17 protein-coding genes and 1 tRNA gene are annotated in these 22,136 nt (G+C 71.4%); 8 read left to right on the plus strand and 10 right to left on the minus strand.

Annotated features, from left to right (window positions below; all coding sequences use genetic code 11):
• The 3 genes from M0P34_RS02840 to M0P34_RS02850 all read left to right on the plus strand — a co-directional run.
• On the plus strand, nucleotides 1-889 hold an 889-nt coding region (locus M0P34_RS02840; RefSeq protein WP_291496158.1), incomplete at its 5' end, for a DUF401 family protein.
• A gap of 88 nt (nucleotides 890-977) precedes the next feature.
• A complete protein-coding gene (locus M0P34_RS02845) occupies nucleotides 978-2,330 on the plus strand; it encodes an NAD(P)/FAD-dependent oxidoreductase (RefSeq protein ID WP_291496160.1) in 1,353 nt (450 codons plus the stop codon).
• A 92-nt stretch (nucleotides 2,331-2,422) separates the two neighbouring features.
• Complete coding sequence (locus tag M0P34_RS02850) at nucleotides 2,423-2,824, plus strand: hypothetical protein (protein WP_291496162.1); 402 nt, start codon at nucleotides 2,423-2,425, stop codon at nucleotides 2,822-2,824.
• Here the strand turns inward: M0P34_RS02850 and M0P34_RS02855 are convergent.
• The 5 genes from M0P34_RS02855 to dgt all read right to left on the minus strand — a co-directional run bounded on the left by M0P34_RS02855 (nucleotide 2,821) and on the right by dgt (nucleotide 8,918).
• Entirely contained in the window at nucleotides 2,821-3,423 is a 603-nt protein-coding gene (locus tag M0P34_RS02855) for a molybdenum cofactor guanylyltransferase (RefSeq protein WP_291496164.1), read from the minus strand. The genes M0P34_RS02850 and M0P34_RS02855 overlap by 4 nt on opposite strands.
• 725 nt (nucleotides 3,424-4,148) lie before the next feature.
• A tRNA-Thr gene (locus tag M0P34_RS02860) sits at nucleotides 4,149-4,224 on the minus strand.
• 400 nt (nucleotides 4,225-4,624) lie between these two features.
• On the minus strand, nucleotides 4,625-6,466 hold the full coding sequence (typA, locus tag M0P34_RS02865) for a translational GTPase TypA (RefSeq protein WP_291496166.1): 1,842 nt from the start codon (nucleotides 6,464-6,466) through the stop codon (nucleotides 4,625-4,627).
• A gap of 134 nt (nucleotides 6,467-6,600) precedes the next feature.
• Nucleotides 6,601-7,548, minus strand: a complete 948-nt coding sequence (locus M0P34_RS02870) for a hypothetical protein (RefSeq protein ID WP_291496168.1) — start codon at nucleotides 7,546-7,548, stop codon at nucleotides 6,601-6,603.
• A 2-nt stretch (nucleotides 7,549-7,550) separates the two neighbouring features.
• The gene (gene dgt, locus M0P34_RS02875; RefSeq protein WP_291496170.1) at nucleotides 7,551-8,918 is read right to left on the minus strand and encodes a dGTP triphosphohydrolase; all 1,368 of its coding nucleotides are present in this window, start codon (nucleotides 8,916-8,918) and stop codon (nucleotides 7,551-7,553) included.
• 168 nt (nucleotides 8,919-9,086) lie between these two features.
• Between dgt and M0P34_RS02880 the strand changes: the two genes are divergently transcribed.
• Nucleotides 9,087-11,234 carry an adenylate/guanylate cyclase domain-containing protein gene (locus M0P34_RS02880; protein WP_291496172.1) on the plus strand — a complete coding sequence of 716 codons (2,148 nt, stop codon included), beginning with the start codon at nucleotides 9,087-9,089 and terminating at the stop codon, nucleotides 11,232-11,234.
• Nucleotides 11,231-11,980: a transporter substrate-binding domain-containing protein gene (locus tag M0P34_RS02885; RefSeq protein ID WP_291496174.1), complete on the plus strand. Its 750-nt coding sequence runs from the start codon at nucleotides 11,231-11,233 to the stop codon at nucleotides 11,978-11,980. The genes M0P34_RS02880 and M0P34_RS02885 overlap by 4 nt, the downstream gene beginning before the upstream one ends.
• Here M0P34_RS02885 and M0P34_RS02890 read toward each other — a convergent pair.
• The gene (locus tag M0P34_RS02890) at nucleotides 11,977-13,593 is read right to left on the minus strand and encodes a peptide chain release factor 3 (RefSeq protein ID WP_291496176.1); all 1,617 of its coding nucleotides are present in this window, start codon (nucleotides 13,591-13,593) and stop codon (nucleotides 11,977-11,979) included. The genes M0P34_RS02885 and M0P34_RS02890 overlap by 4 nt on opposite strands.
• 410 nt (nucleotides 13,594-14,003) lie before the next feature.
• On the opposite strand from M0P34_RS02890, the gene moaA reads away from it, so the two are divergent.
• Together moaA and M0P34_RS02900 are read left to right on the plus strand one after the other, a co-directional pair.
• Nucleotides 14,004-14,996 carry a GTP 3',8-cyclase MoaA gene (gene moaA, locus M0P34_RS02895; RefSeq protein WP_291496178.1) on the plus strand — a complete coding sequence of 331 codons (993 nt, stop codon included), beginning with the start codon at nucleotides 14,004-14,006 and terminating at the stop codon, nucleotides 14,994-14,996.
• Nucleotides 14,997-15,004: 8 nt separating this feature from the next.
• Nucleotides 15,005-15,874, plus strand: coding sequence for an IS1595 family transposase (locus M0P34_RS02900; RefSeq protein WP_291496185.1), 870 nt, complete (start codon nucleotides 15,005-15,007; stop codon nucleotides 15,872-15,874).
• Nucleotides 15,875-16,089: 215 nt separating this feature from the next.
• Here M0P34_RS02900 and bioD read toward each other — a convergent pair whose 3' ends face one another.
• The 4 genes from bioD to M0P34_RS02920 form a co-directional block, all read right to left on the minus strand.
• Nucleotides 16,090-16,722, minus strand: a complete 633-nt coding sequence (gene bioD / locus M0P34_RS02905) for a dethiobiotin synthase (protein ID WP_291496187.1) — start codon at nucleotides 16,720-16,722, stop codon at nucleotides 16,090-16,092.
• Nucleotides 16,719-18,044: an adenosylmethionine--8-amino-7-oxononanoate transaminase gene (gene bioA / locus M0P34_RS02910; RefSeq protein WP_291496189.1), complete on the minus strand. Its 1,326-nt coding sequence runs from the start codon at nucleotides 18,042-18,044 to the stop codon at nucleotides 16,719-16,721. Before bioA ends, bioD begins: the two co-directional genes overlap by 4 nt.
• Nucleotides 18,045-18,272: 228 nt before the next feature.
• Nucleotides 18,273-18,536, minus strand: a complete 264-nt coding sequence (locus M0P34_RS02915) for a hypothetical protein (RefSeq protein WP_291496191.1) — start codon at nucleotides 18,534-18,536, stop codon at nucleotides 18,273-18,275.
• Nucleotides 18,537-18,625: 89 nt separating this feature from the next.
• Complete coding sequence (locus M0P34_RS02920) at nucleotides 18,626-20,374, minus strand: putative sulfate exporter family transporter (RefSeq protein WP_291496193.1); 1,749 nt, start codon at nucleotides 20,372-20,374, stop codon at nucleotides 18,626-18,628.
• Nucleotides 20,375-20,855: 481 nt separating this feature from the next.
• Between M0P34_RS02920 and M0P34_RS02925 the strand changes: the two genes are divergently transcribed.
• Nucleotides 20,856-22,124: an ABC transporter substrate-binding protein gene (locus M0P34_RS02925; protein WP_291496195.1), complete on the plus strand. Its 1,269-nt coding sequence runs from the start codon at nucleotides 20,856-20,858 to the stop codon at nucleotides 22,122-22,124.
• The last annotated feature ends 12 nt before the right edge of the window (nucleotides 22,125-22,136 follow it).

The raw sequence follows: 22,136 nt of genomic DNA on the forward strand, positions 1-22,136 counted from the left end.
GGTCTCGCGGCGCATGAGCGTGGACGCGGCGGACAAGGCCCTGATCAACTACTGGTTCCGCCACGTCTGGGAGCTGGGCTGGCCGCTGTACCCGGGCATGATCCTCACGGCGTCCCTGGGCGGACTGCCCATCCACCAGCTCATCGCCTGGACCTTCCCGGCGGTGCCGCTGTGCCTGCTGCTGGGCTGGGTCTTCGTGCTGCGCCCGGGGCGGCTGCGCATCGAGGAAACGCCCGCCCCCGTGACCACGGCCCGGACCTCCCTGGCGGGCATCCTCGTCCTCGGGCTGCCGCTGCTGGTGGCCATCGGGGGCGCCGTCGCCCTGGAGGGCGCCATCGGCCTGCTGCTGCCGGGGGTGCCCTTCGAGTGGGGCGTGCTCGCGGCGCTGCTGGCGGCCATCGTGGTCCTACTGGCCCAGAACGGCTTCCCCCTGGCCCCCGTGCGCCAGACCCTCGCCAGCCGCCACCTCTACTCCATGCTCTTCGTCATCGTGGCCATCTTCGTCTTCAAGGAGACCATGCAGGCCGCAGGCGTGGTCCACGAGCTGGCGGGCATGGCCGGGGGCGAGGTGGCCCTGCTGGCCTCGGCGGTGTTCCTGCCCTTCCTGGTGGGCGCCATCTCGGGCATCAACGTGGCCTTCGTGGGCGCGACATTCCCGCTGCTGCTGGGCATCCTGGAGGGTCTGGGCATGCAGGACCAGACCCTGCCCTACCTGGTCCTGGCCCAGTTCTTCGGCTTTACCGGGGTCATGATCTCGCCCCTGCACATCTGCTTCATCCTCACCTGCCAGTTTTTCCAGGTGGAGCTGTCGCGCGTGTGGCGCAGGCTGGTGGTGCCCTGCGCGCTCCTGGCCGCCTCGGGCTCGGGCTACTTCCTGCTCATCCGCTAGCCGCCGCGCCCTGCGCAGGGCGGGTTGCCAAAACACGCCGCTTCGTGTTTTGGTGACGGACACTGGAAACCCCTGTGGCGGAGGAACCATGAGCAAACAGTACGATCTGGTGGTCGTCGGCGCCGGCGTGGCGGGCGGGGCCGCGGCCAGGGCCTGCCGCGACGCGGGCATGACCGTGGCCATCGTGGAGTCCGACCGCTTCGGCGGCACCTGCCCCCTGCGGGGCTGCAACCCCAAGAAGGTGCTCCTGGGCGCGGCGCAGATCGTGGCCCTGGCCCGGGGGCTGCATGGCAAGGGCCTGCGCGGCGAGCCCGAGGTGGACTGGGCGGCCCTGCAAGCCTTCAAGGCCGGGTTCGTGGACAAGATGCCCGGCCGCATCGAGGCCGCCTATTCCCGGCGCGGCATCGACACCCTGCACGGCCACGCGCGGCTCACCGGGCCGCGCACCCTGGAGGTGGACGGCCAGCCCCTGGAGGCCGGGCGCATCTTCCTCGGCCCCGGCGCGTATCCGGCACCCCTGGGCATCCCCGGCGAAGAGTTCGTCACCCTGTCCGACGCTTTCCTGGACCTCGCGGCCCTGCCCGGGCGCATCGTCTTCATCGGCGGCGGCTACATCTCCTTCGAATTCGCCCACTTGGCGGCCCGGGCCGGGGCGCGGGCCACGGTGCTGCATCGCGGGGCCCAGGTCCTGGGCGGCTTCGAGCCCGGGCTGGCCGAAGTCGTGGCGCAGGCCTCGCGCCAGGCGGGCATCGAGGTGCACGCCGCCATGCCCGTGCGCGCCGTGGCCCGGGCGGCGGACGGGAGCCTCGCCGTGCACGCCGGGCCCGACGGCGCCGAGGTCTTCCCCTGCGACATGGTCGTTCACGGCGCGGGGCGCGTCCCGGCCCTGGACGGCCTGGGCCTCGAGGCGGCCGGGGTGGCCTTCGGGCCGCGCGGCATCCTGGTCAACGAATACATGCAAAGCACCAGCAACCCGGCGGTCTACGCCGGGGGCGACGCCGCCAGCACCCCCTTCGCCCTGACGCCCTCCTCCAACAACGAAGGGCAGGTGGCGGCGCACAACATGATCCACGGCAACAGCCTGACCGTCGACCAGGCGGGCATCCCGCGCGTGGTGTTCAGCATCCCGCCCCTGGCCGCCGTGGGCCCCACCGAGGCCGAGGCCCGGGCCCACGGGCTGGAGGTGACCGCGCACCAGGGCGACATGAACGACTGGCTGCCCTGGCAGCGCCTGGGCGAAACCCACACGGGCTACAAGATCCTCACCGCGCCGGACGGGCGCATCGTGGCCGCGCACCTGGCCGGGCACCACGCCGAGGAGCTCGTCAACACCTTCGCCCTGGCCGTGCGCCTGGGGCTCACGGCACACGAGGTGCGCCGGACCATCTGGGCCTACCCCACCAGCGGCTACTACATCCAATACATGCTGCCCGGGCAGTGACGCCGCCCAAACGTCACGCGGCGCTCATGGCCGCGTCACGGCGCGGTGCTTTCCTTTTCCCGGCGGGACAACGTCCCGCCGGGGAGGAAAGCATGACCAAGGAAAAGATCCGCCCGGCGACCCGGACGACGGGGGCGAACCCCGGCCCGCAGCGCGCCGGGCTGCCCCTGAACAGGATGGTCAAGGCCTACGCCGGGGCCCACCGCTGCACCCTGGCGGCGGGCGGACGGACCCTGCCCGCCCGGCTCATCGACATCAACGCCGCGTCCTCGCGCCTGCGCCTGGATGCCCCCTCGGGGGGGCCGGGCCTGCGCCTGGACCAAAACGCCCTGCTCCACGCCCGGCTCACGGCCTCGGGACGGATTCTCGACGGCCTGGCCTGCCGGGTGGCCTGGCTGACGGAAAGCGAGGTGGGTCTGGAATTCGACACCCACCTCGGCCTGGGTATCGGCGAGCTGCAACAGGCCCTGGATTCCGTGCACGCGGCCTGCTAGGGCCTGCCCGCCCCGGGCAGCAGTTCCGCCAGCCGCTCCAGGTCCGCCGGGAAATTGATGTTCAGGAATACGTCGGCTTCGCGCGGGGAACGGGGCAGGTGGTGGCGCGCCGGGGGCGGCACGGCGCGGGCCAGGGCGTAGAGCCCCCGGGCGGCGGCGGCGGCCAGCAGCGGCCCGGCCGCCTGTTCGTACACCGCCACCAGCGGCTCGATGCGTCCGTCCGGTTCGTCGCGAAAGGTGGTCATGACCGCCCCGGCGGGGCGCGCCGCGCGCCCGGCCACCAGGCGCCCCACGACGGAGTCGTCCAGCAGGGGCAGGTCGCAGGCCAGCACCAGCAGCGGCCCGCCCACATGGCGCAGCCCGGTGAGGATGCCGCCCAGGGGGCCCATGCCGGGGGTGTCGTCGGGCAGCCAGGGCGTCTCCAGCCCCAGGGGGCCGGGGTCGCGCCCGGACACCCATACCCGCGCGGCGTGGCGCGCGGCCAGGGCGACGGTACGCGCCAGCAGCGGCCGCCCGCCCACGGGCAGCGCGACCTTGTCCCGGCCCAGGCGGCGGCTCCGGCCTCCGGCCAGCACCAGCGCGTTGAGGGTTTCGCTCATGAGGTTCCTTGCGCGCGCCCGGGCGCACGGGATAAATGGGACGCCTGCGCGCACGGGGAAAAGCGCCGGGCGGCCCAACAGGCTCGAAAAATCCCCGCGCACCCGGGGACGCGCGAAAAACCGGGAGGCCATACCGCCTGCGGACACAGCGCGCCCGGGCGCCTGTGAAATCCGGGGGGCCGCAGGCCCGCGCGGGCCGACAGGGCCGGGCCGTTTCCCGCGCTCCCGGGGGCACGGCCGACCGCCAAGCAGCTCACCCGGCCCGCGCGTCTCGGGCCGTTTCCCGCGATGCCGGGGGCGCGGCCGACGCGGCGACGATATGGACACCGGCTCGGCCCGTTTCCCGCACCCCCGGAGGCGCGACGCGCCCACGTCTGCGGCGCCTTCCGCCGGAGACCCGTTTCCCGCACTCCCGGAGGCGCGACGATTCCGGGGCGTCCCGGCGCGGCGCGCAGAGCCTGCTCGGTCGGCGGGGGGCGGGCAGATCGTTGCGCATCCGGAAGGCGCGGGCGACAGGCGGCGGGCGGCGCGGCCCCGGGCCGGGCCCCGGACCGAGCCCCGGGCCGACGCAAATCCTACGGGCGGCCCCCGGCGGTGTCAATTCGGGGCCCGGCAGGGCGGGAACCCCGGCAAGCCTCTCCCGCGCCGGGCGCGGCGCCTGCGTCCAAAATGCGAACAGGGATTGCGCCCCTCCCGTGCGGAGGAGCACAATCCCTTGATTTCTCTGGAGCCAGCGCGGAGATTTGAACTCCGGACCTGCTGATTACGAATCAGCTGCTCTACCAACTGAGCTACGCTGGCAATTTGCGCGAGAACCGTTGATAGCCGAGGCTCGGGGGCCAGTCAAGGGCCAAAACCCCGGGTGGAAAAATAGTGCCGGAACAGCCCCCGGTGCCCCCTGGCCGGGGTCCACCCGGGGCCACCCGGAGTCCGCACGGGGCCCGCCGCCTCTCCCCTAAAGGCGCCCGCAGGGGCACCGCGCGCTCCACGCGTCCGGCGTCGGCGTCCGCCGCCCCCCCAAAAAACGCCCGCGAAGGAGCCCTTCCCCGTCAATCGCGGTCCTGGCTCAAGCCCGGGCTGAACCGTCCTGCCGGTCCTCCCGGCGCGACATATTGCGCGCCGCCGGCCGGGCGGCCGCGCCCGGGCCCCCGCGCGGGGGCCCGGGGCGCGGGCGGTGCGGCGGCGGTTCCCGCCGCCCGGGCTAGCCCTTCTTTTTCTTGCCCGCGGCCTGGTGGCGCAGGGTGGCGGGCAGCACGGCCTTGCGCAGGCGCACGGATCGCGGCGTGACCTCCACCAGCTCGTCCTCGCGGATGAAGTGCAGGGCGCGCTCCAGGGTCATGGTCTGCACGTTGGTCAGCACCACGGCCTCGTCCTTGCCCGAGGCGCGCATGTTGGTCAGCTTCTTTTCCTTGCAGGGGTTCACGTCGATGTCGTTGTCGCGGTTGTGCTCGCCGACGATCATGCCCTCGTAGATCGGATCCCCGGCGCGCACGAACAGCTGGCCGCGCGGCTCGAGGTTGAACAGGGCGTAGGGCACGGCGCTGCCCGGGCGGTCGGCAACGATGGACCCGGAAAAGCGCGTGGGGAAGTCGCCGCGATGTTCCTCGTAACCCGAGAGGTACGAGTTCATGATGCCCGTGCCCTTGGTGTCGGTGAGGAATTCGTCACGGTAGCCGATGAGCCCGCGCGAGGGCACGGAGAACTCCAGGCGCACGCGCCCCGAGCCGTTGTTGACCATGTTGGTCAGCCGTCCCTTGCGAATGGCCAGCTTTTCGGTGACCACCCCCGCGAAGGCCTCGTCGCAGTCCACATAGAGGTGCTCGATGGGCTCCAGCACGCGGCCCTGGTCGTCGCGCTTGAGGATGACCTCGGGGCGGCCCACGCTCAGCTCGAAGCCCTCGCGGCGCATGGTCTCGATGATGATGGCCATCTGGAACTCGCCCCGGCCCTTGACCACGAAGGCGTCGCGCTCGTCGGTGTCCTCCACGCGGATGGCCACGTTGGACAGAGCCTCGCGCATCAGCCGGTCGCGGATCTTGGAGGAGGTCACGTTCTTGCCCTCGCGGCCGGCCAGGGGCGAGGTGTTGATGGAAAAGCGCATGGAGACGGTGGGTTCGTCCACGGTGATGCGCGGCAGCGCCCGGGGCTCGGCGGCGGTGCAGATGGTGTCGCCGATGCGCACGTCCTCGATGCCCGAGAGCACGATGATGTCGCCGGGGTCGGCGCTGTCGGCGTCGGCCAGTTGCAGGCCGCGGTAGGTTTGCAGGCGCGTGACGCGCAGGGGCTTGGGCGTGCCGCTCTCGCCGATGCGCACCAGGCTCTGGTTGCCGCGCACGGTGCCGCCCAGGACGCGGCCCACGGCCAGCCGCCCCAGGTAGTCCGAATAGCCCAGGTCGGACACGAGCATCTGGAAGGGCGCGTCGGCGTCGTAGACCGGGGCGGGCATGTCCGAAACGATGGCGTCCATGAGGCAGTGCAGGTTCTGCCCGGGCTCGTCCAGGCTGCGCGAGGCCACGCCGTCGCGGCCCACGGCGTAGAACAGCGGGAAGTCGAGCTGCTCGTCGCTGGCGCCCAGGTCGATGAGCAGGTCGTAGACCTCGCTCAGCACCTCTTCGGGCCGCGCGTCGGCGCGGTCGATCTTGTTGACGACCACGAACACGGCCAGGTGCGCGGCCAGGGCCTTTTCCAGCACGAAGCGCGTTTGCGGCAGCGGGCCCTCGGAGGCGTCCACCAGCAGGATGGCGCCGTCGGCCATGGACAGGGCGCGCTCCACCTCGCCGCCGAAGTCGGCGTGGCCGGGGGTGTCGATGACGTTGACCTTCACCCCCCGCCAGACGATGGAGCAGTTCTTGGCGGCGATGGTGATGCCGCGCTCGCGCTCCAGGTCCATGGAGTCCATCACGCGGTCCTGGACTTCCTGGTTGTCGCGGAACAGGCCGCTTTGGCGGAGCATCTGGTCCGTGAGGGTGGTCTTGCCGTGGTCGACGTGGGCGATGATGGCGATATTGCGGATCTTTTCGTTGCGAGCCTTGTTCCTGGGCATGGTGTTGTCCTCGTGATGGTGGGTCCGGCCAGACGCCGGGGACCGCTCTCCTACGCTGTTTGCCCGCGCTACGCAATGCATTGGCGCAGGGGCGTGAAACAGGGCGCGGGGCGGAATGATGCGAACGTTCAGGCTTAGGGCAGGTCGGGCAGCGTCGGGTCGGGAGGGTCGGGGTCCCACAGGCCGTCGCCCGGGGTGCCCGCGCCCAGGTGGCGGTGGGCGATGTCGGGGGCGGCGGCGGGCACGGCGCACAGGATGAGCGAAAGCCGGTCGGCCATGCGCATTTCGTGGCGCAGGGCCTCGGGGTCGGCGTGGGGGGCGCGCTCGCCGCGCAGGATCAGGGTCTCGAAGTTCTGGGCCGCCAGTCGCCGGGCGAAGTGCCGGTGGGCCTCCAGGTGCCGCCGGGCGGCGGCGTGGGCCCGGGCCAGGGCCACGGCCAGGTCCGCCCCCTCGGCCAGGCCCGGCAGCAGGGCGCAGGCGTAGGCCAGCAGCGCGGGCAGCTCCGGCCCGGCCAGGGGCGAGGCCGCCAGCCGCACGAGCAGCTCCAGGTTGCGCGCGGTCCAGGGGCAGCGGCTGTGGCGCAGGGCCGCGCGGGCGGCCAGGGCCCCCTCGGGAGCCAGGGCGGCGTCCACCGCCCGGGCCAGGGCGGGGGGCGCGCCGTGGCCCGGGCGCAGCCGCCGGGCGATCCCGGCGCAGGCGGCCTGGTCGGGCCGCAGGGTCACCGCGCGCCCCCCGGGCAGCAGGAAGCGCGCCCGGGGCTCCAGGGCCGCCAGGGCCCGGCCCAGGGCTTGGGCGCCGTCCCCTCCGGCCAGGGCCGCGTCGGCCTCGGCCAGGGCGGGCTCCAGGGCGCGTTGCATCTCCCGGTCCGGAAAGAGCAGCAGCTCGGCCAGCAGCGCGGCGTCGGGGTCGCCGTCGGCGGCGTCGGCCCCGGCCAGCAGCGCGGCCAGGGCCGCGTCGTCGGCGCCGCCAAGGGCCGTGCGCGCCAGGCGCTCCACCTCCGCCCCGGCGGGGGTTTCGCGCTCCAGCTCCCGGGCCACATCCCGGGCCAGGGCCTGCGCCGGATTCCGGGCCGGGGCATGCATGGTCAGCCTCCCAGGCCCATGAACCGGCGGCTCAGGGCCGTGGCGTAGTGGTCGGTCATGCCCGCCAGGTAGTCGAGCACCAGCACGGCGGCCTCGTAGGGCCCGGCTCCGGGCGCGCGCAGGGTTTCGGCCCGCTCGCGGCCCAGGAGGGCCGCGGCCTGGGCCGGGGTGCAGAGGCCGCCCCGCGCCGGGGGCGCATCCGCGCACAGGGCCAGGGCGCCGGGGATAAGGGTGTCCAGCAACAGCCCCAGGGAGCGCTGGGCCCCGAGTTCCAGCTCCACCTTGCGCCGGGAGCGGAACAGGCGGTCCTCCACCTCGCCGTAGACCTCGCGCAGGCGCTGGCTGGCCGGCTCCCGGGCAACGTCCAACAGCCCGGGGGCGAACTCCCCGCGCATGATCGCGTCGTAATTGTCCCTGAAGGCCGCGACGCAGGCCCCGATGGCCCGGGTCATGATGGCCGCGCGCAGGCTGCCGTTGCGCGAGCGCCGGGGCCGGGCGGCGTAGTCGTCGACCCTGGCGGCGTCCATTTCCAGGGCATCCTTGAACTCGTCCAGCAGGAAGCGCCCGGGCAGGATGTCCAGCTCCATGGCGTCTTCCAGGTCCATGACCCGGTAGCAGATGTCGTCGGCGGCCTCGGTGAGGAAGGCCAGGGGGTGGCGGCGATGGTCGCCGGGGGGGCCCGGCAGGCCCAGCCGGGCGGCCACCTGCTCCAGCGTCGAACGCTCGCCGTGCAGGCAGCTGAACTTGTCCTTGCCCGGCGGGGCGTTGTCGGCCGTGCGCGGATATTTCATCAGCGCGCCCAGCACGGCCAGGGTCGGGCGCATGCCCGTGCCGTTTTCCTCGAACCCGGTGCGGACCATGATCCGCAGGGCCATGGCGTTGCCGTCGAAGCGCGTCAGGTCGGCCCGCTGCGCGGCGGACAGGGCGGCGGCCAGCGTGTCGTTGTCGGCCAGCCAGGCCTTGAACCAGGCCTTGATGGCCTCCTCGCCGCTGTGGCCGAAAGGCGGGTTGCCGATGTCGTGGGCCAGGCAGGCCGCCTGGACCACCTGGCCGACGTGCCCGGGGCACAGCCCGCCGGGCAGCTCGCCCCCGGCCTCCAGCAGGCGGCCCACATGCACGCCCAGGCTGCGGCCCAGGCTGGCCGATTCCATGCTGTGCGACAGCCGGGTGTGGATGTGGTCGTTCTCGTTCAGCGGGTGAACCTGGGTCTTGCGGCCGAGCCTGCGGAAATGCCCGGAAAAGACGATGCGGTCGTAATCGCGCTCGAAGGGGCTGCGCGGGTCCTGCCCGGGGTCGGGCTCGGGCCTGTCCGTGCCGTATCGCCCGCTGTCGAGCAGGCGCTCCCAGCGCATGGTGTCCGGTGGGGTCATGCTGCCTCGCTTGTTTGGTCGGCCCCAGCATACGGGCCCGCGGCCCCGGGCACAACCCGTTTGACCGCCCCCGGCGCGACGGGAGCGCGCAGCCGGAATATCCCTTGCTCTTTGCTTGGGATGCAAGCATATAGATAATAAATTATAACTTCCGACCCAGGGTGCCCGATGCTCGCCCGCCTGCGCGTCAGCCTCAGCGTTTCCATCCAGACCATCTTTTTCGCCGTGGCCCTGACCCTGGCGGGGCTGCTGACCTGGTACGGCTACCAGAAGAATATCGAAGCGGCCCTGGACATGGCCCAGGACCTGATGCGCGAGGTCAACGGGGCCATCCTGCGCGACATGGACGCCATCTACGCGCCCGTGCGGACCCTGGGCGCGGCCCTGCCCCTGGCCCCGGAGGTGGCCGTGAAGCCCGAGGGCACGGACCATCCCCTGGCCGGGGCCTTCCTGGCCGCCCTGGACTGCAACGAGCACATCTACAGCATCTTCCTGGGCTGGGACGACGGCGAGTTCTACCAGGCGATCCACCTGCGCGGCGCAGTGGCCGTGCGCCAGGCGCTGCGGGCGCCGCCCCTGGCCAGCTACGCCCTGCGCCACGTCAGCCCCGGGTCCTACGGCAGCACCGCCCAGAGCTGGACCTTCCTGGACGCCCGGCGCCGCCCCCTGGCCCGGCGCACCGAGCCCACGGCCTTCGACCCGCGCAGGCGCCCCTGGTACAAGCTGGCCCGCCCGCGCGACGAGCTGGTGAAGACCAAGCTCTATGTGTTCGCCAGCACGCGCGACCTGGGCACCACCGTCGCCCGCAGCTTCGCGACGCCCGTGGGCGGGGTGCTGGGCATCGACCTGACCCTGGGCGGCCTGTCGCGGATCCTGCGCGGCTACGACCTGGGCGACGGGGGCCAGGTGTTCACCTTCGCCGCCGACGGCCAGCTCACGGGGCACCGCGAGCCCGGCAGGGTCGTGCGCCGCGTCACCGACCGCCAGGGCCGCCCGTGGAACCTGCCCGCGCGCATCGCCACCCTGGACGACCCGGTCATCCAGGGCGTCTACGATCAGTACGCCAGCGGGGCGGACATGGAGAACGCCATCACGGGGTTCGATGTCGGCGGGCGGCGCTTTTTGTCCATGATCACGCCCCTGGGCAACGTGGGCAGCCACGAGTTCGTGGCCGTGGTCGCCCCCCAGGAGCGTTTCGTCGCCCCGCTGAACCGCGTGCGCACCAATCTTCTGCTGTTTTCCCTGGCGGCGCTGCTGGCCGCCATGCCGCTCATCGTCCTGGTGGCCCGGCGCATCGCCCGCCCGCTGAACCTCATGGCCGCCGAGGCCGAGCGCATCAAGCGCTTCGACCTGGACTCGACCCTGAACCTGCGCTCGCGCATCATCGAGGTCGACAACCTGTCCACCTCCATGAGCCGCATGAAGGGCGCCCTGCGTTCCTTCGGCCAGTACATCCCGCGCGACCTGGTGCGCAGGCTCGTGGAGTCCGGGGCCGAGCCGCGCCTGGGCGGCGACCGCCGCGAGCTGACCATCCTGTTCACCGACATCGCCGACTTCACCACCCTGTCCGACACCATGCCCCCCGAAGCGCTCATGACGATTCTATCCAACTATTTTAGCATATTGGGCGGAACGATCAGCGGCGCGGACGGCACCATCGACAAGTTCATCGGCGATTCGGTGATGGCCTTCTGGAACGCCCCGACCCGCACGCCGGACCACACGGCCCTGGCCTGCCTGGCCGCCCTGCGCGGGGCCTCGGCCCTCGCGGACCACTGTGTTCCCGGGCCGGACGGCTGCCGGATGCTGGCCACGCGCTTCGGCCTGCACCGGGGCGAGGCCGTGGTGGGCAACATCGGGTCCTCGGACCGCCTGAACTACACGGCCATGGGCTCGGCGGTGAACGTCGCCGCGCGCCTGGAGGGCATGAACAAGTTCTACGGCACGACCATCCTGGCCAGCCAGGCCGTGGCCGACGCGGCCGGGGACGAATTCGTGTTCCGCGCGGTGGATGTGGCCCTGCCCAAGGGCGCGCTCCGGCCTGTGGCCGTATGCGAGCTGCTGGGCACCCGGCCGGATGGGGCGCATCCGGAGCTGGCCGCGCCCCGGGCGGCCCTGGAGGGGCTGGACGCCTGGAACGCGGCCTACGCGGACTATCGCGCCCGGCGCTGGGCTCGGGCGCGCGAGGCCCTTTTGGCGCTGCACGCCGCCGCGCCCGGCCGGCTGACGCGCCTGTACCTGGAGCGCACGGCGCGCGCCCTGGCCCGCGAGCCCGGCCCGGACTGGACCGGCGTGGAGGAGTTTCATTTCAAATGAGCACGGTATCCTGTGCGGCCCGCGTGGCCCTGTTGCTGGCCCTGTATGCGGCCCTGGCCCTTCCGGCGGCCGCCCGGGGCGCGGAGGGGGACCTGGTCGTGGTCGGCAACCACGCCCCGCCGTTCCGGATCATCGAAAACGGCGGCTTCTACGGCATCTACTTCGATGTCATGAACGAGATAGCCCGGCGGACGGGGCTGGGCGTGCGCTTTGTGGAAGCGCCCTTCCAGCGCTGCCTGGCGATGATGGAACAGGGCGAGGCCGACATCATGCTCGGCCCCAACCGGACCCCCGAGCGCGAGGCGTTCATGGCCTACACCACGGTGCGCTTCCCCCCGGCCGACAAGGGTTTCTACGTCTACCCCGGCACCAGCCCCGTGCGCGCCCATGCCGACCTGGGGGGCCTGGCCGTGGCCGTGCTGCGCGGCGCGCGCTACTATCCGGAGTTCGACGACGACCGGACCCTGCGCAAGGTGGAGTGCTTCGACCAGATCCAGGCCGTGGAGAAGGTGCTCACCGGCGAGTGCGACGCCATGCTCATCCCCGTGCAGGAGGCCGACTACCTGCTCATGCACCTGGGCGTGGACCTGGAGCGCTCGCCCTTTGTCGTGCCCGGAAAGCCGTCCTACCTGACCATCTCGCGCCGGAGCCCCCGGGCCCTGGTCCGGCGCGAGGTCATGGAGGAAGCCATGCGCGGCATGGTCCGCGACGGGACCCTGGAGGCCATCCTGGCGCGCTACCGCTAGGCCGGGGCCGCGCCGTCCTCGGTGCCGCGCTGGCATTCGCGGGTGGTGAAGAACTCGATTTCCGGCCAGAGGTCCTTGATGTGCCCCAGCTGCCAGGCCCCGGCGGCCAGCAGGGTCAGGTGGCCCTCGGCGTCGCGGGCCAGGTTTCCGGCCTGCCCCTTCTCGAAGGCCTTGAGCCGGGCCTTGTCCTTGCAGTCGACCCAGCGCGCTGTGGTGTACGGCGTGGAGACGTAGCTGGCGTCGACCCCGTATTCGTCGCGCAGCCGGGCGACGATGACCTCGAACTGCAACACGCCCACGGCGCCCAGGATCAGGTCGGCCCCCAGCAGCGGCAGGAAGAGCTGCGCCGCGCCTTCTTCCACCAGCTGTTGCAGGCCCTTGCGCAGCTGCTTGGCCTTGAGCGGCGTGCGCAGTTGCACCACGCGGAAGTGCTCGGGCGCGAAGTTGGGGATGCCCGTGAAGGCCAGGGGTTCCTTCTCGCTGAATGTGTCGCCGATGCGGATGGTGCCGTGGTTGCGGATGCCGATGATGTCTCCGGGCCAGGCCTCCTCCACGGCGGTGCGCTCCTGGGCCAGGAACATGATGGGGCTGGCGATGGCGATGTCCTTGCCCACGCGGTGGTGGCGCACGCGCATCCCGCGCTCGAAGCGCCCGGAGCAGATGCGCACGAAGGCGATGCGGTCGCGGTGGGCGGGGTCCATATTGGCCTGGACTTTGAAGACGAAGCCCGAGAACTCCGGCTCCTCGGGGCGGACCACGCGGGTGGCCGCGGCGCGCGGCTGCGGCGCCGGGGCGATATCCACGAAGCTGTCCAGCAGCTCGCGCACCCCGAAGTTGTTCACCGCGCTGCCGAAGAAGACCGGCGTCTGGCTGCCCTTGAGGAAGGCGTCCAGGTCGAAGGCGTTGCCCGCGCCCTGGAGCAGCTCCACATCCTCGCGCAGGGTGTCGGCCTTGTCGCCCAGCAGTTCGTCCAGGCGCGGGTCCGCGAGGTCGTGGATGGTCACGGCGTCGCCTGCCTCGGGGCCCCGCCCGGGGACGAACAGGGTCACCTCGCGGCGGTGCAGGTGGTAGATGCCCAGGAAGTCCCCGCCGCGCCCGATGGGCCAGGACAGGGGCGCGCACTCGATCTGCAGGGTTTCCTCGATCTCGTCCATGATCTCGAAGGGGTCGCGGCCCTCGCGGTCCAGCTTGTTGATGAAGGTCAGGATGGGCGTGTTGCGCATCCGGCAGACCTCCATGAGCTTGCGGGTCTGGGTTTCCACGCCCTTGGCGCAGTCTATGACCATGACCGCGCTGTCCACGGCGGTAAGCACGCGGTAGGTGTCTTCGGAAAAGTCCTGGTGGCCGGGAGTGTCCAGCAGGTTGATCTCGTAGTCGCGGTAGTCGAACTGCAACACCGAGCTGGTGACGGAGATGCCCCGGTCGCGCTCGATGGCCATCCAGTCGCTGGTGGCGTGGCGGTCGGCCTTGCGCGCGCGCACTGAGCCCGCCATCTGGATGGCGCCGCCGAAGAGCAGGAGCTTTTCGGTGAGGGTGGTCTTGCCTGCGTCGGGGTGGCTGATGATGCCGAAGGTGCGCCGCCGGGCGATCTGGCGCTCCAGGGTGCTTTGCATGGTCGTTTTCTCCTGGCGGCGGGGGGCGCCGCCGCGCGTGTTCCGGCGCGGGCCGGGGAAATGTGGGCGCCGCCGGGCCCGGGCGCCGGGCGCACGCCCAGGCCCCGGCCCGGAAGCCGCGCGCGGTCTTCCGGGCGGCGGGGCGGCGCGCACAGTACGAGGACTGGCGCCCAGCGTCAATTCGTGAATGCGGACCGGGGTGCGCAGGCGTCCTGCGCCTGCTCTGGGGGGCCGCCCTCCCCCGCCCCGGGGCGCGCCCCGGACGTACAAGACCATCGACGCCGCCGGGCGGGGATGATAGTGTCGGCAGCCAGGGCCACCGGGGCGCCGGAAACGCCCGGCCGCCGGCGCCCGCCGCCCCCCGGATCGCCGCCCGCCGCCCACGGCCGGACGCGGCAAGGAGTGGATCGATGCTTGTCGACGGATACGGCCGCGAAGTCAGCTACCTGCGCCTGTCGGTCACCGACCGCTGCAACCTGAACTGCTTCTACTGCCGTTCGGGCCAGGAGCTGGACTACCTGGCCCACGAAAACATCCTGAGCTACGAGGAGATGGTCGCCCTGGCACGCGCGGCGCGGGCCCTGCGGGTCGAGAAGCTGCGGCTCACCGGCGGCGAGCCCTTTGCCCGGCGCGACTTCCTGGCCTTCCTCGGCCTCTTGCGCGAGAACTGCCCCGACCTGGACGTGCGCATCACCACCAACGCCACCCTGCTGGGCGGCAAGGCCGCCGCCGTCAAGCACCTGGGCGTACGGCGCATCAACATCTCCATGGACACCCTGGACCCGGCGCGCTTTCGCGAAATCACCGGGCGCGACATGCTCGACCGCGTCCTGGCGGCCATCGACGAATGCCTGGCCCTGCACCTGCGGGTGAAGATCAACGTGGTGGCCATGAAGGGCGTCAACGACTCGGAGCTGCCCGCCTTCGTGCGCCTGGCCTGCGACAAGCCCGTGGACGTGCGTTTCATCGAGTTCATGCCCATCGGCGCGGCCACGCGCTGGAACGACGCCGCCACCTGGACCGCCCGGGAAATCGTCGCCAGGGCCGGGGAGATGGTCCGCCTGACCCCCGTGGAACGCCACAGCCGCGCCGAGGGCCCGGCGCGGCTGTACACCATCGCGGGCGGCCGGGGCCGCCTGGGGGTCATCTCGCCCCTGTCCGACCATTTCTGCAAGAGCTGCAACCGGCTGCGCGTCACCTCCGACGGCCGCCTGCGCACCTGCCTGTTCTCGGACAAGGAATACCGGCTGCGGCCCGCCCTGCGCCACCCGCACCTGGGCCTGGAGCGCGTGGTGGACATCATGCGCCGCGCCCTGCGCACCAAGCCCCTGGGCCACGAACTGCTGGAAATGCGCAGGCGGGCCCAGGTCTGCGACCGGGTCATGTCGTCCATCGGCGGCTAGGAAACGGCATGCCCATGGACCGGGACCAGTTCGAGGCCCTGGTGGCCGACGAGGCCAGCGCCGAACGCTACCTGCTGCGCCACTGCTGGGAGAACCACCAGCGCTTCTGCCCGCGCTGCAAGAGCCGCAAGAACTACCGCCTGAAAAGCGGGCGCAGGCGCTGCGCGCGCTGCCGCTACACCTTCCAGGATTTCTCGGGCCGCTGGATCAACAACTGCAACCTGAGCTGCCGCGACTGGCTGCGGGTCATGAACCTGTTCGCCGCCGAGGCCACGGCCCGCCAGGTCTCCCTCGAACTCGGCCTGTCGTACAACACGGCCTACAAGGCCGTGAACACCCTGCGCTTCGCCATCATGGCCCACGCCCTGGACGCCAAGCAGCTGCTGGGCGAACAGTCCTGCCTGGGGCTGACCCTGTCCGGCCGGATGCTCAAGGACCGCCCGGGGCCCTGCGGCAAGGTGGAAACCCCGGTCTTCGGCATCATGGACCGCCGGGAATGGGTCTTCGTGGACCTTGTGCCCGGCTTCGACGCCGAGACGATCCTCCACTTCCAGCTCAACTTCCAGCTCGGGCTCGTGCGCCAGGGCAACGTGATCTACACCGACCGCTACCAGCGCTACGACACCCTGATCTGCTGCCTGGGCGGCTCGCCCGCCGCCGACTATGTAAGAAGCTCCCGGCGCGGCGTGAGCATCGACACCGCGCCCGAAGGGTTCTGGAGCTATGCGGGCCAGCGGCTGCTCAAATACCACGGCGTCACGCCCCAGCGCTTCCCGCTCTACCTGAAGGAACTGGAATTCCGCTACAACTCGCGCACCAGGGAACTCCTGCCCCTGCTGGCGGCCTGCGTGTGCGACCTGGTGCCCGACTTCTCCTAGGTCCGCGCCCGCACGACGCCGCCGCCGGAGTCCGCAGCAGGGACGGTATGCGCCCCAGGCCCGCGCCCGCACGGCGGGCAGCCCGGGCCAGGGCGTCCATGCGTTTCGCCCGCCGCCGCGCCCGCACGGCGCGGCTTCATGTTATGGCGCGCAACACATTGGAATAATTAATTTCATATCCGAAGCCCCCCCGGAACCACGCCAAGGCCGCGGCCCTAGCAGCCCCGGAAGCCCCGGGCCCAGGCCGCGCGCAGGGCCTCCGGCCCCAGGGCGGCCAGGGGCTCCAGCTCCCCCGCCACGCGCACCCGCCCGTACTCCTCGATGGCCCGGCGGTTGGCCGGGTTGAGCGGGCCGCAGAGCACGACCCCGGCCACGTCCAGCCCCCGGGCGCGCAGAGCCTCCAGGGTCAGCAGGGTGTGGTTGATGGTGCCCAGGCCGCTGCGGGCCGCCACGAGCACCGGCAGCCCCAGGGCGGCCATGAGGTCGGTCGTCAGCAGGCCCGGGGCCAGGGGCACCAGCGCGCCCCCGGCGCCCTCCACCACCAGGGGCTCCCCGGCGGGCAGCGGCGGGATGCCCAACCGCGCGGGGTCGATGCGCACGCCTTCGAGGCGCGCGGCCTCGTGGGGCGAGAGCGGCGCGGCCAGCCGGTAGGCCTCGGGCAGCAGGCAGCCCGGCCCGCGTCCCGAAAGCCGGGCCACGGCCAGGCTGTCCGAATCCTCCCGGGCGCCGCTTTGCACGGGCTTCCAGTAGCGCCCGCCGCGCGCGGCCAGGAGCATGGCGCAGAGCACGGTCTTGCCCACGCCGGTGTCGGTTCCGGTGACGAAAAGGCGCCTGGGCAGGGCGGTCATGTGAAAAGCTCCTCGCGGGCCACGGCCCGGGCCACGGCCGAGGTCAGCCGCTCCAGGTCGTCCGGACCGATGCAATAGGGCGGCATGAGGTAGACCAGCCTGCCGAAGGGCCGGACCCACACGCCCCGGGAGACGAAAAAGTCCTGGATGGCGGCCATGTTCACGGGGCGGCGGGTTTCCACCACGCCGATGGCCCCCAGCACGCGCACGTCGGCCACGGTGTCCAGCCCGGCGCAGGGCGCGAGGCCCCGGCGCAACCCGGCCTCCACGGCGGCCACGCGCTGCTGCCAGGGCGAGTCCAGCAGCAGGCGCACGCTGGCCAGGGCCACGGCGCAGGCCAGGGGGTTGGCCATGAAGGTCGGCCCGTGCATCAGGGTGCCCAGGCGCCCGCCCGAGATGGTGTCGGCCACATGGTCCGTGGCCAGGGTGGCGGCCAGGGTCATGGTTCCGCCCGTAAGGGCCTTGCCCAGGCACAGGATGTCCGGCGCCACGTCCGCCCACTGGCAGGCGAACAGCCGCCCGGTACGCCCGAAGCCGGTGGCGATCTCGTCGGCGATGAGCAGCACCCCGGTCTCGTCGCACAGCTCGCGCACCCGGCGCAGGTAGTCCGGGCTGTAGAAGCGCATGCCCCCCGCGCCCTGGACCACGGGCTCCAGGATGACCGCCGCCAGCTCGCCGGCGTGGGCGCGCAGCAGCCGGGCGAACCCGGCCGCATGGGCCTCGTCCCAGGGCTGACCGAAGGCCGGGCCGGGGGCCGGGGCGAAGACCTGCCGCGCCACGACGCCCTCGAAGGCCTGGTGCATGCCCGTCACGGGGTCGCACACGCTCATGGCCTGGAAGGTGTCGCCGTGGTAGCCGCCGCGCACGGTCATGAGCCGCGTGCGGCCCGTCTCCCCGCGCGAGAGCCAGTATTGGTGGGCCATCTTGATGGCCACCTCCACGGACACGGAACCCGAGTCGGCGAAAAACACGCGCGTGAGCGGCCCGGGGGTCAGCTCCACCAGCAGCCGGGCCAGCTCCACCGCCGGGGCGTGGGTCAGTCCGCCGAACATGACATGGGCCATGACCCGGGCCTGCTCGCCCAGGGCGCGCACCAGCACGGGGTGGCCATAGCCGTGAATGGCCGCCCACCAGGAGGACATGCCGTCCACCAGCTCGCGCCCGTCGTGCAGGCGCAGGCGCACCCCCGAGGCCGAGGCCACGGCGCGCACGGGCAGCGGATCGGCCATGCCGGTGTAGGGGTGCCACAGGTGGGCCCGGTCGTAGGCGAGGAGTTCGCGTTCGGTCATGGGCGGCGGGGGGGAGGCGGGGATATGGGTCATGGGCGCTCCGTGCCCAGGTTGTTGCCGAAGGGAGACGGCTTGTCAACCGCCGCACGGCGCGCCCCGGGGGACGGGACAGGAACGGACGGCGGGAACGGGAAAGGCGCCCGGCGCGGAAGTTCCACACCGGGCGCCGGGGCTCGACGACGCTTTGGGCCGACAGGGGGAGGATGTCGACGCGGCAGGGTGGCGGAGCCGCGCCGCCTGGCCCGGGGCGTCCGGAAAAATCTAGTCCACCGGCTTCGGACCGGGGCCGTGGGGCCTGTAGAGCACCGTGTTGCGGGTGTTGAGATTGGCCACGGCGCAGGCTTCCACGTCGGTGTAGTAGAACTTGCCGGTGTTGATGCCGGACTCGTCGATGAAGCGCGCCATACGGGTCATGGTCTGGTTGCTTTCCACAAAGGCCGGTGCGGCCACGAAGCAGACCGCCCAGGTGGCGGCCAGGCCCAGGATGAGGCTCGTCCAGCGGCGCAGGGTGCTCTTTTCTTGCATCGTTGCTGGCTCCGGTTGCCCCGGCCGGGGCCGGGGGGTGGGTCCGGCGGGCGGCCAAGCCGCCCGCCGGACAGGATGAGACGCGGGGCCTAGATGTTCGCGGTGATCTCGGGGAACACCAAGTAGAACATGATATAGGCCATGACCAGGGTCAACACGAGGTTGAAGCTCTGGCCGCAGACATACAGGATGAGGGGCTTGCCGCCCTTGAAGTGGTGGCGCAGCTCACGGAAGTTCGTGGCCAGGCCGATGGCAGCGAAGGACAGGCAGAAGAACCAGCCGCGGAAGCCGCGGGTGAAGCCGCGCAGCACGCCCTGGTCGACCATGGTGAAACCGGCATCCTCGCCCAGGTAGGTGTACAGCCAGGAGAAGATGACGGAGGCGGCCAGGAAGCCCAGCACGAACTTGGGGAAGCGGTTCCAGATCTCGCCCCAGCCCACGGTGCGCCCGGCCTCGCACTCGACCCGCGTGCACCAGTACACGGCCACGCCGAAGGCGGTGACGCCGATGAGCACGTTCTGGATCATCTTGATGGTCGCGGCGACGTACAGGGCCTTCTCGGAGAGGAAGGCGCCCGCGGCGGCCACGGCGCCGGTGGCGTCGATGGTGCCGCCCATCCAGGCGCCGCCAAGGATGTAGGGCATGCCGGTGGCCTTGATGATCATGGGCATGACGATCATCATGATGGCGGTGAAGACCAGGGACAGGCCGATGGCGGTGGTCAGCTCCTCCTTCTTGGCGCGGCAGGCGGCGGCGGTGGCGATGGCCGCCGAGGTGCCGCACACGGACATGTCGGCGGAGATGACGATGTTCAGGGTCTTGGAGGGGATCTTCAACACCTTCTGGCCGAAGATGAAGGTGCAGATGAGCACGATGGGCGTGACCACCCAGGCCACGAAGATGCCCGGCACGCCGATGGCGATGATCTTGTTGAAGAGCACCTCGGCGCCCAGCAGCACCAGGCCGGTCTTGATGTAGAACTCGACCTCCAGGGCGGGCTTGACCCACTGGGGGGTGCCGATGGTGTTGGCGATGAGCATGCCCACGAAGATGGCCCATGCGGCGTCGCCGATGCCGTAGTGCTTCATGGTCGACTGGTTGGCCATGAGGTAGGCCAGGGTCGCCAGGGCGAAGACGGCGATGAAGCCCTTGAGGAAGCCGGCGGTATCCTTGCCCATGGCCTTGATGCCGATGGAGAAGAACAGCGCGATGATGACCATGAGCCCCAGCAGGTGGGGGATGATGTTGAAGGCCTTGGTCTGGGTCTTGGACTTGGCCTTGCTCTCGGCGTTCCTGGCCCGGCGCCAGTTGTCGATCTTGTCCGAGGCGGCGGTGTTCAGGGTGGCGTCCTGGAAGGCGGCCTCGGCGGCCAGGGTCTCGGCGGCCAGGGCCTCTTCCAGGGCGGCGGCGGCCTTCTCCTTGGCGGCCTCATACTTGGGCATGGCCTTGGCGTTCAGAGCCTCGGCCCGCTCCTTGGAGAGGTACAGGGCGTCCAGGGGGTTGTCGCTCCAGCCCTTGGGCGTGGACAGCCACTTGCCGATGGACTTGGCGTAGGGTTCGTTGCGGGCCTTGAACTTCTCCTTGGCGTCCTGGGCCTTGTACCAGGCGACGGTCTTGAACGGCGCGCGTTCGGCCTCGGCCTGCATGACGGCGTTGGACTTGTCGAAGACCTCCTGCATGCCCTCGGGCGGCCGGGGCAGGAAGATGATGCAGCCCACGATGAGCAGGAGCGCGCCGAGCCAGATGGCCCAGTAGTCCTCCTTCGTCCACAGGTCGGACCACGTGGAAGCGGCGTTGTCGACCACCGCGCCCGGAGTCTGTTCGGTCTTTTCGGCCATGTGCGGATTCCTCCTCGGTCTGAAAAGGTGTTGGGGGTTGCGTCCGTGTTCCGCAAGCGGCAGCGCCTCCGAGGCGGCCCCCCGTGGGCTTCGGGGGCGGCGCCGCTTGCTGAACGGTCAGTTTCTCCCTGCTGTAAGGCAATGTTTGTGCCAGAAGGCGCGAGCATCTATCTTACTGATATAAAAGAACTAAATATCCCGTCCTTCGGGCGGGGGTGCAAACTCGCGGCCCACAGCTGCAAACTCAGGTTTGCACCTTCGGGAACGGCACCGTGCCGCCGCGCCGGGGCGGGCGGGGCCCTCCCGGCCGGGCCGCGGGGCGGCGGGTCCGGGCGCCCCGCGCCTTGACCCGCCCGGGCAGTGTGCTATCGTGCGCCGAAATTTCGGCCCGGACTCCGCCGGGGCGAAGCAGGGGAAGGAGGGAGCCTTGCAACGCGCGCCGTTCCTCGCGTTCTTCGCGATTCTCGCCGTGGTCTGCTGTCTGGCCCTGGCCGCCTGCGACGGCGGCACCCCCGACTCCGCCACCGCAGCCGCCACCCCCGGCGTCACCGACACTGAAATCGTGCTGGGCTCGTCCCTGGCCCTGTCCGGCCACGCCAGCTACCTCGGCAAGCAGACCCTGCTCGGGGCCATGAGCTACATCCGCCACGTCAACGAACGCGGCGGCGTCCACGGCCGCACCATCCGCGTCATCGCCTACGACGACCAGTACGAACCCGCCCTGTGCGTGGCCAACACCCAGAAGCTGCTCATCGAGGACGACGTTTTCGCGCTGTTCTGCTATGTGGGCACGCCGACGGCGGTAAAGATCATCCCCATGGTCGAGGAGGCCGGGATTCCGCTGGTGGGCCTGTTCACCGGCGCCAACGCCCTGCGCGAGCCCTTCCACCGCTACATCATCAACGTGCGCGCCTCGTACTACCAGGAGACCGCCGAGGCCGTGCGCCGCTTCGTGGAGGACCTGGGGATCAGGCGCATCGCCGTGTTCTACCAGTACGACGCATACGGCTTCGACGGCCTCAAGGGCACCGAGCTGGCCCTCAAGCGCTACGACATGGCCCCGGTGGCCCGGGGCAGCTACGCCCGGGGCACCCTGGACGTGGAGGAGGGCCTGGAGCGCATCGCCTCCTCGGGCGCCGAGGCGGTGGTCATGATCGGCACCTACGAGCCCTGCGCCAAGTTCATCCGCCTGGCCCACGAGCGCGGCTTCGAGCCGCTGTTCCACAACGTGTCCTTCGTCGGCGCCGAGGAGCTGGCCCGGCGCCTGGACCCCAGCCACGGGCACAAGGTTCTCGTGACCCAGGTGGTGCCGCCGCCGGAGGCGCCCGAGTCCAAGACCCTGCTGTGGGGCGCCGGGGAATACACCGAGCTGCTGGCGCGCTACTATCCCGGAGAGGGGCCCAACTCCGTGGGCCTGGAGGGCTACATCAACGCCAAGGTGCTGGTGGAGGGCCTGCGCCGCGCCGGACGCGGGCTGACCCGCGAGGGCCTGCTCGACGCCCTGGAGTCCATCCACGACTTCTCCCTGGGCATCGCCAACACCCTGGACTTCTCGGCCACGGACCACCAGGGCTTCGACCGCGTGTACTTCACCCGCTTCCTGGACGGCCGCTTCGTGCTCATCAGCGACTGGCACGGGCTGGGCCGCGTCCTGGGGCTCGCCCCGCCCGCACCCCCGGCGCCCGCCCCCGCAGCCCCGACACCCGCGCCCCCGGCCGCCGCCCCCCAGGCCCCGGCCGGAGCCCAGTAGCCAAGGCCATGA

The sequence above is a fragment of the Desulfocurvus sp. genome (genome assembly GCF_023230885.1).
GTDB lineage: Bacteria > Desulfobacterota > Desulfovibrionia > Desulfovibrionales > Desulfovibrionaceae > Desulfocurvus.

What these genes read in the sequence shown, in the direction of transcription:
- typA (WP_291496166.1), bottom strand. Translation starts at nt 6,466, where the DNA reads ATGCCCAGGAACAAGGCTCGCAACGAAAAGATCCGCAATATCGCCATC.
- M0P34_RS02920 (WP_291496193.1), bottom strand. Translation starts at nt 20,374, where the DNA reads ATGGCCGAAAAGACCGAACAGACTCCGGGCGCGGTGGTCGACAACGCC.
- M0P34_RS02880 (WP_291496172.1), top strand. Translation starts at nt 9,087, where the DNA reads ATGCTCGCCCGCCTGCGCGTCAGCCTCAGCGTTTCCATCCAGACCATC.
- bioA (WP_291496189.1), bottom strand. Translation starts at nt 18,044, where the DNA reads ATGACCCATATCCCCGCCTCCCCCCCGCCGCCCATGACCGAACGCGAA.
- M0P34_RS02850 (WP_291496162.1), top strand. Translation starts at nt 2,423, where the DNA reads ATGACCAAGGAAAAGATCCGCCCGGCGACCCGGACGACGGGGGCGAAC.
- dgt (WP_291496170.1), bottom strand. Translation starts at nt 8,918, where the DNA reads ATGACCCCACCGGACACCATGCGCTGGGAGCGCCTGCTCGACAGCGGG.
- M0P34_RS02890 (WP_291496176.1), bottom strand. Translation starts at nt 13,593, where the DNA reads ATGCAAAGCACCCTGGAGCGCCAGATCGCCCGGCGGCGCACCTTCGGC.
- M0P34_RS02900 (WP_291496185.1), top strand. Translation starts at nt 15,005, where the DNA reads ATGCCCATGGACCGGGACCAGTTCGAGGCCCTGGTGGCCGACGAGGCC.
- moaA (WP_291496178.1), top strand. Translation starts at nt 14,004, where the DNA reads ATGCTTGTCGACGGATACGGCCGCGAAGTCAGCTACCTGCGCCTGTCG.
- M0P34_RS02855 (WP_291496164.1), bottom strand. Translation starts at nt 3,423, where the DNA reads ATGAGCGAAACCCTCAACGCGCTGGTGCTGGCCGGAGGCCGGAGCCGC.
- M0P34_RS02885 (WP_291496174.1), top strand. Translation starts at nt 11,231, where the DNA reads ATGAGCACGGTATCCTGTGCGGCCCGCGTGGCCCTGTTGCTGGCCCTG.
- bioD (WP_291496187.1), bottom strand. Translation starts at nt 16,722, where the DNA reads ATGACCGCCCTGCCCAGGCGCCTTTTCGTCACCGGAACCGACACCGGC.
- M0P34_RS02870 (WP_291496168.1), bottom strand. Translation starts at nt 7,548, where the DNA reads ATGCATGCCCCGGCCCGGAATCCGGCGCAGGCCCTGGCCCGGGATGTG.
- M0P34_RS02845 (WP_291496160.1), top strand. Translation starts at nt 978, where the DNA reads ATGAGCAAACAGTACGATCTGGTGGTCGTCGGCGCCGGCGTGGCGGGC.
- M0P34_RS02915 (WP_291496191.1), bottom strand. Translation starts at nt 18,536, where the DNA reads ATGCAAGAAAAGAGCACCCTGCGCCGCTGGACGAGCCTCATCCTGGGC.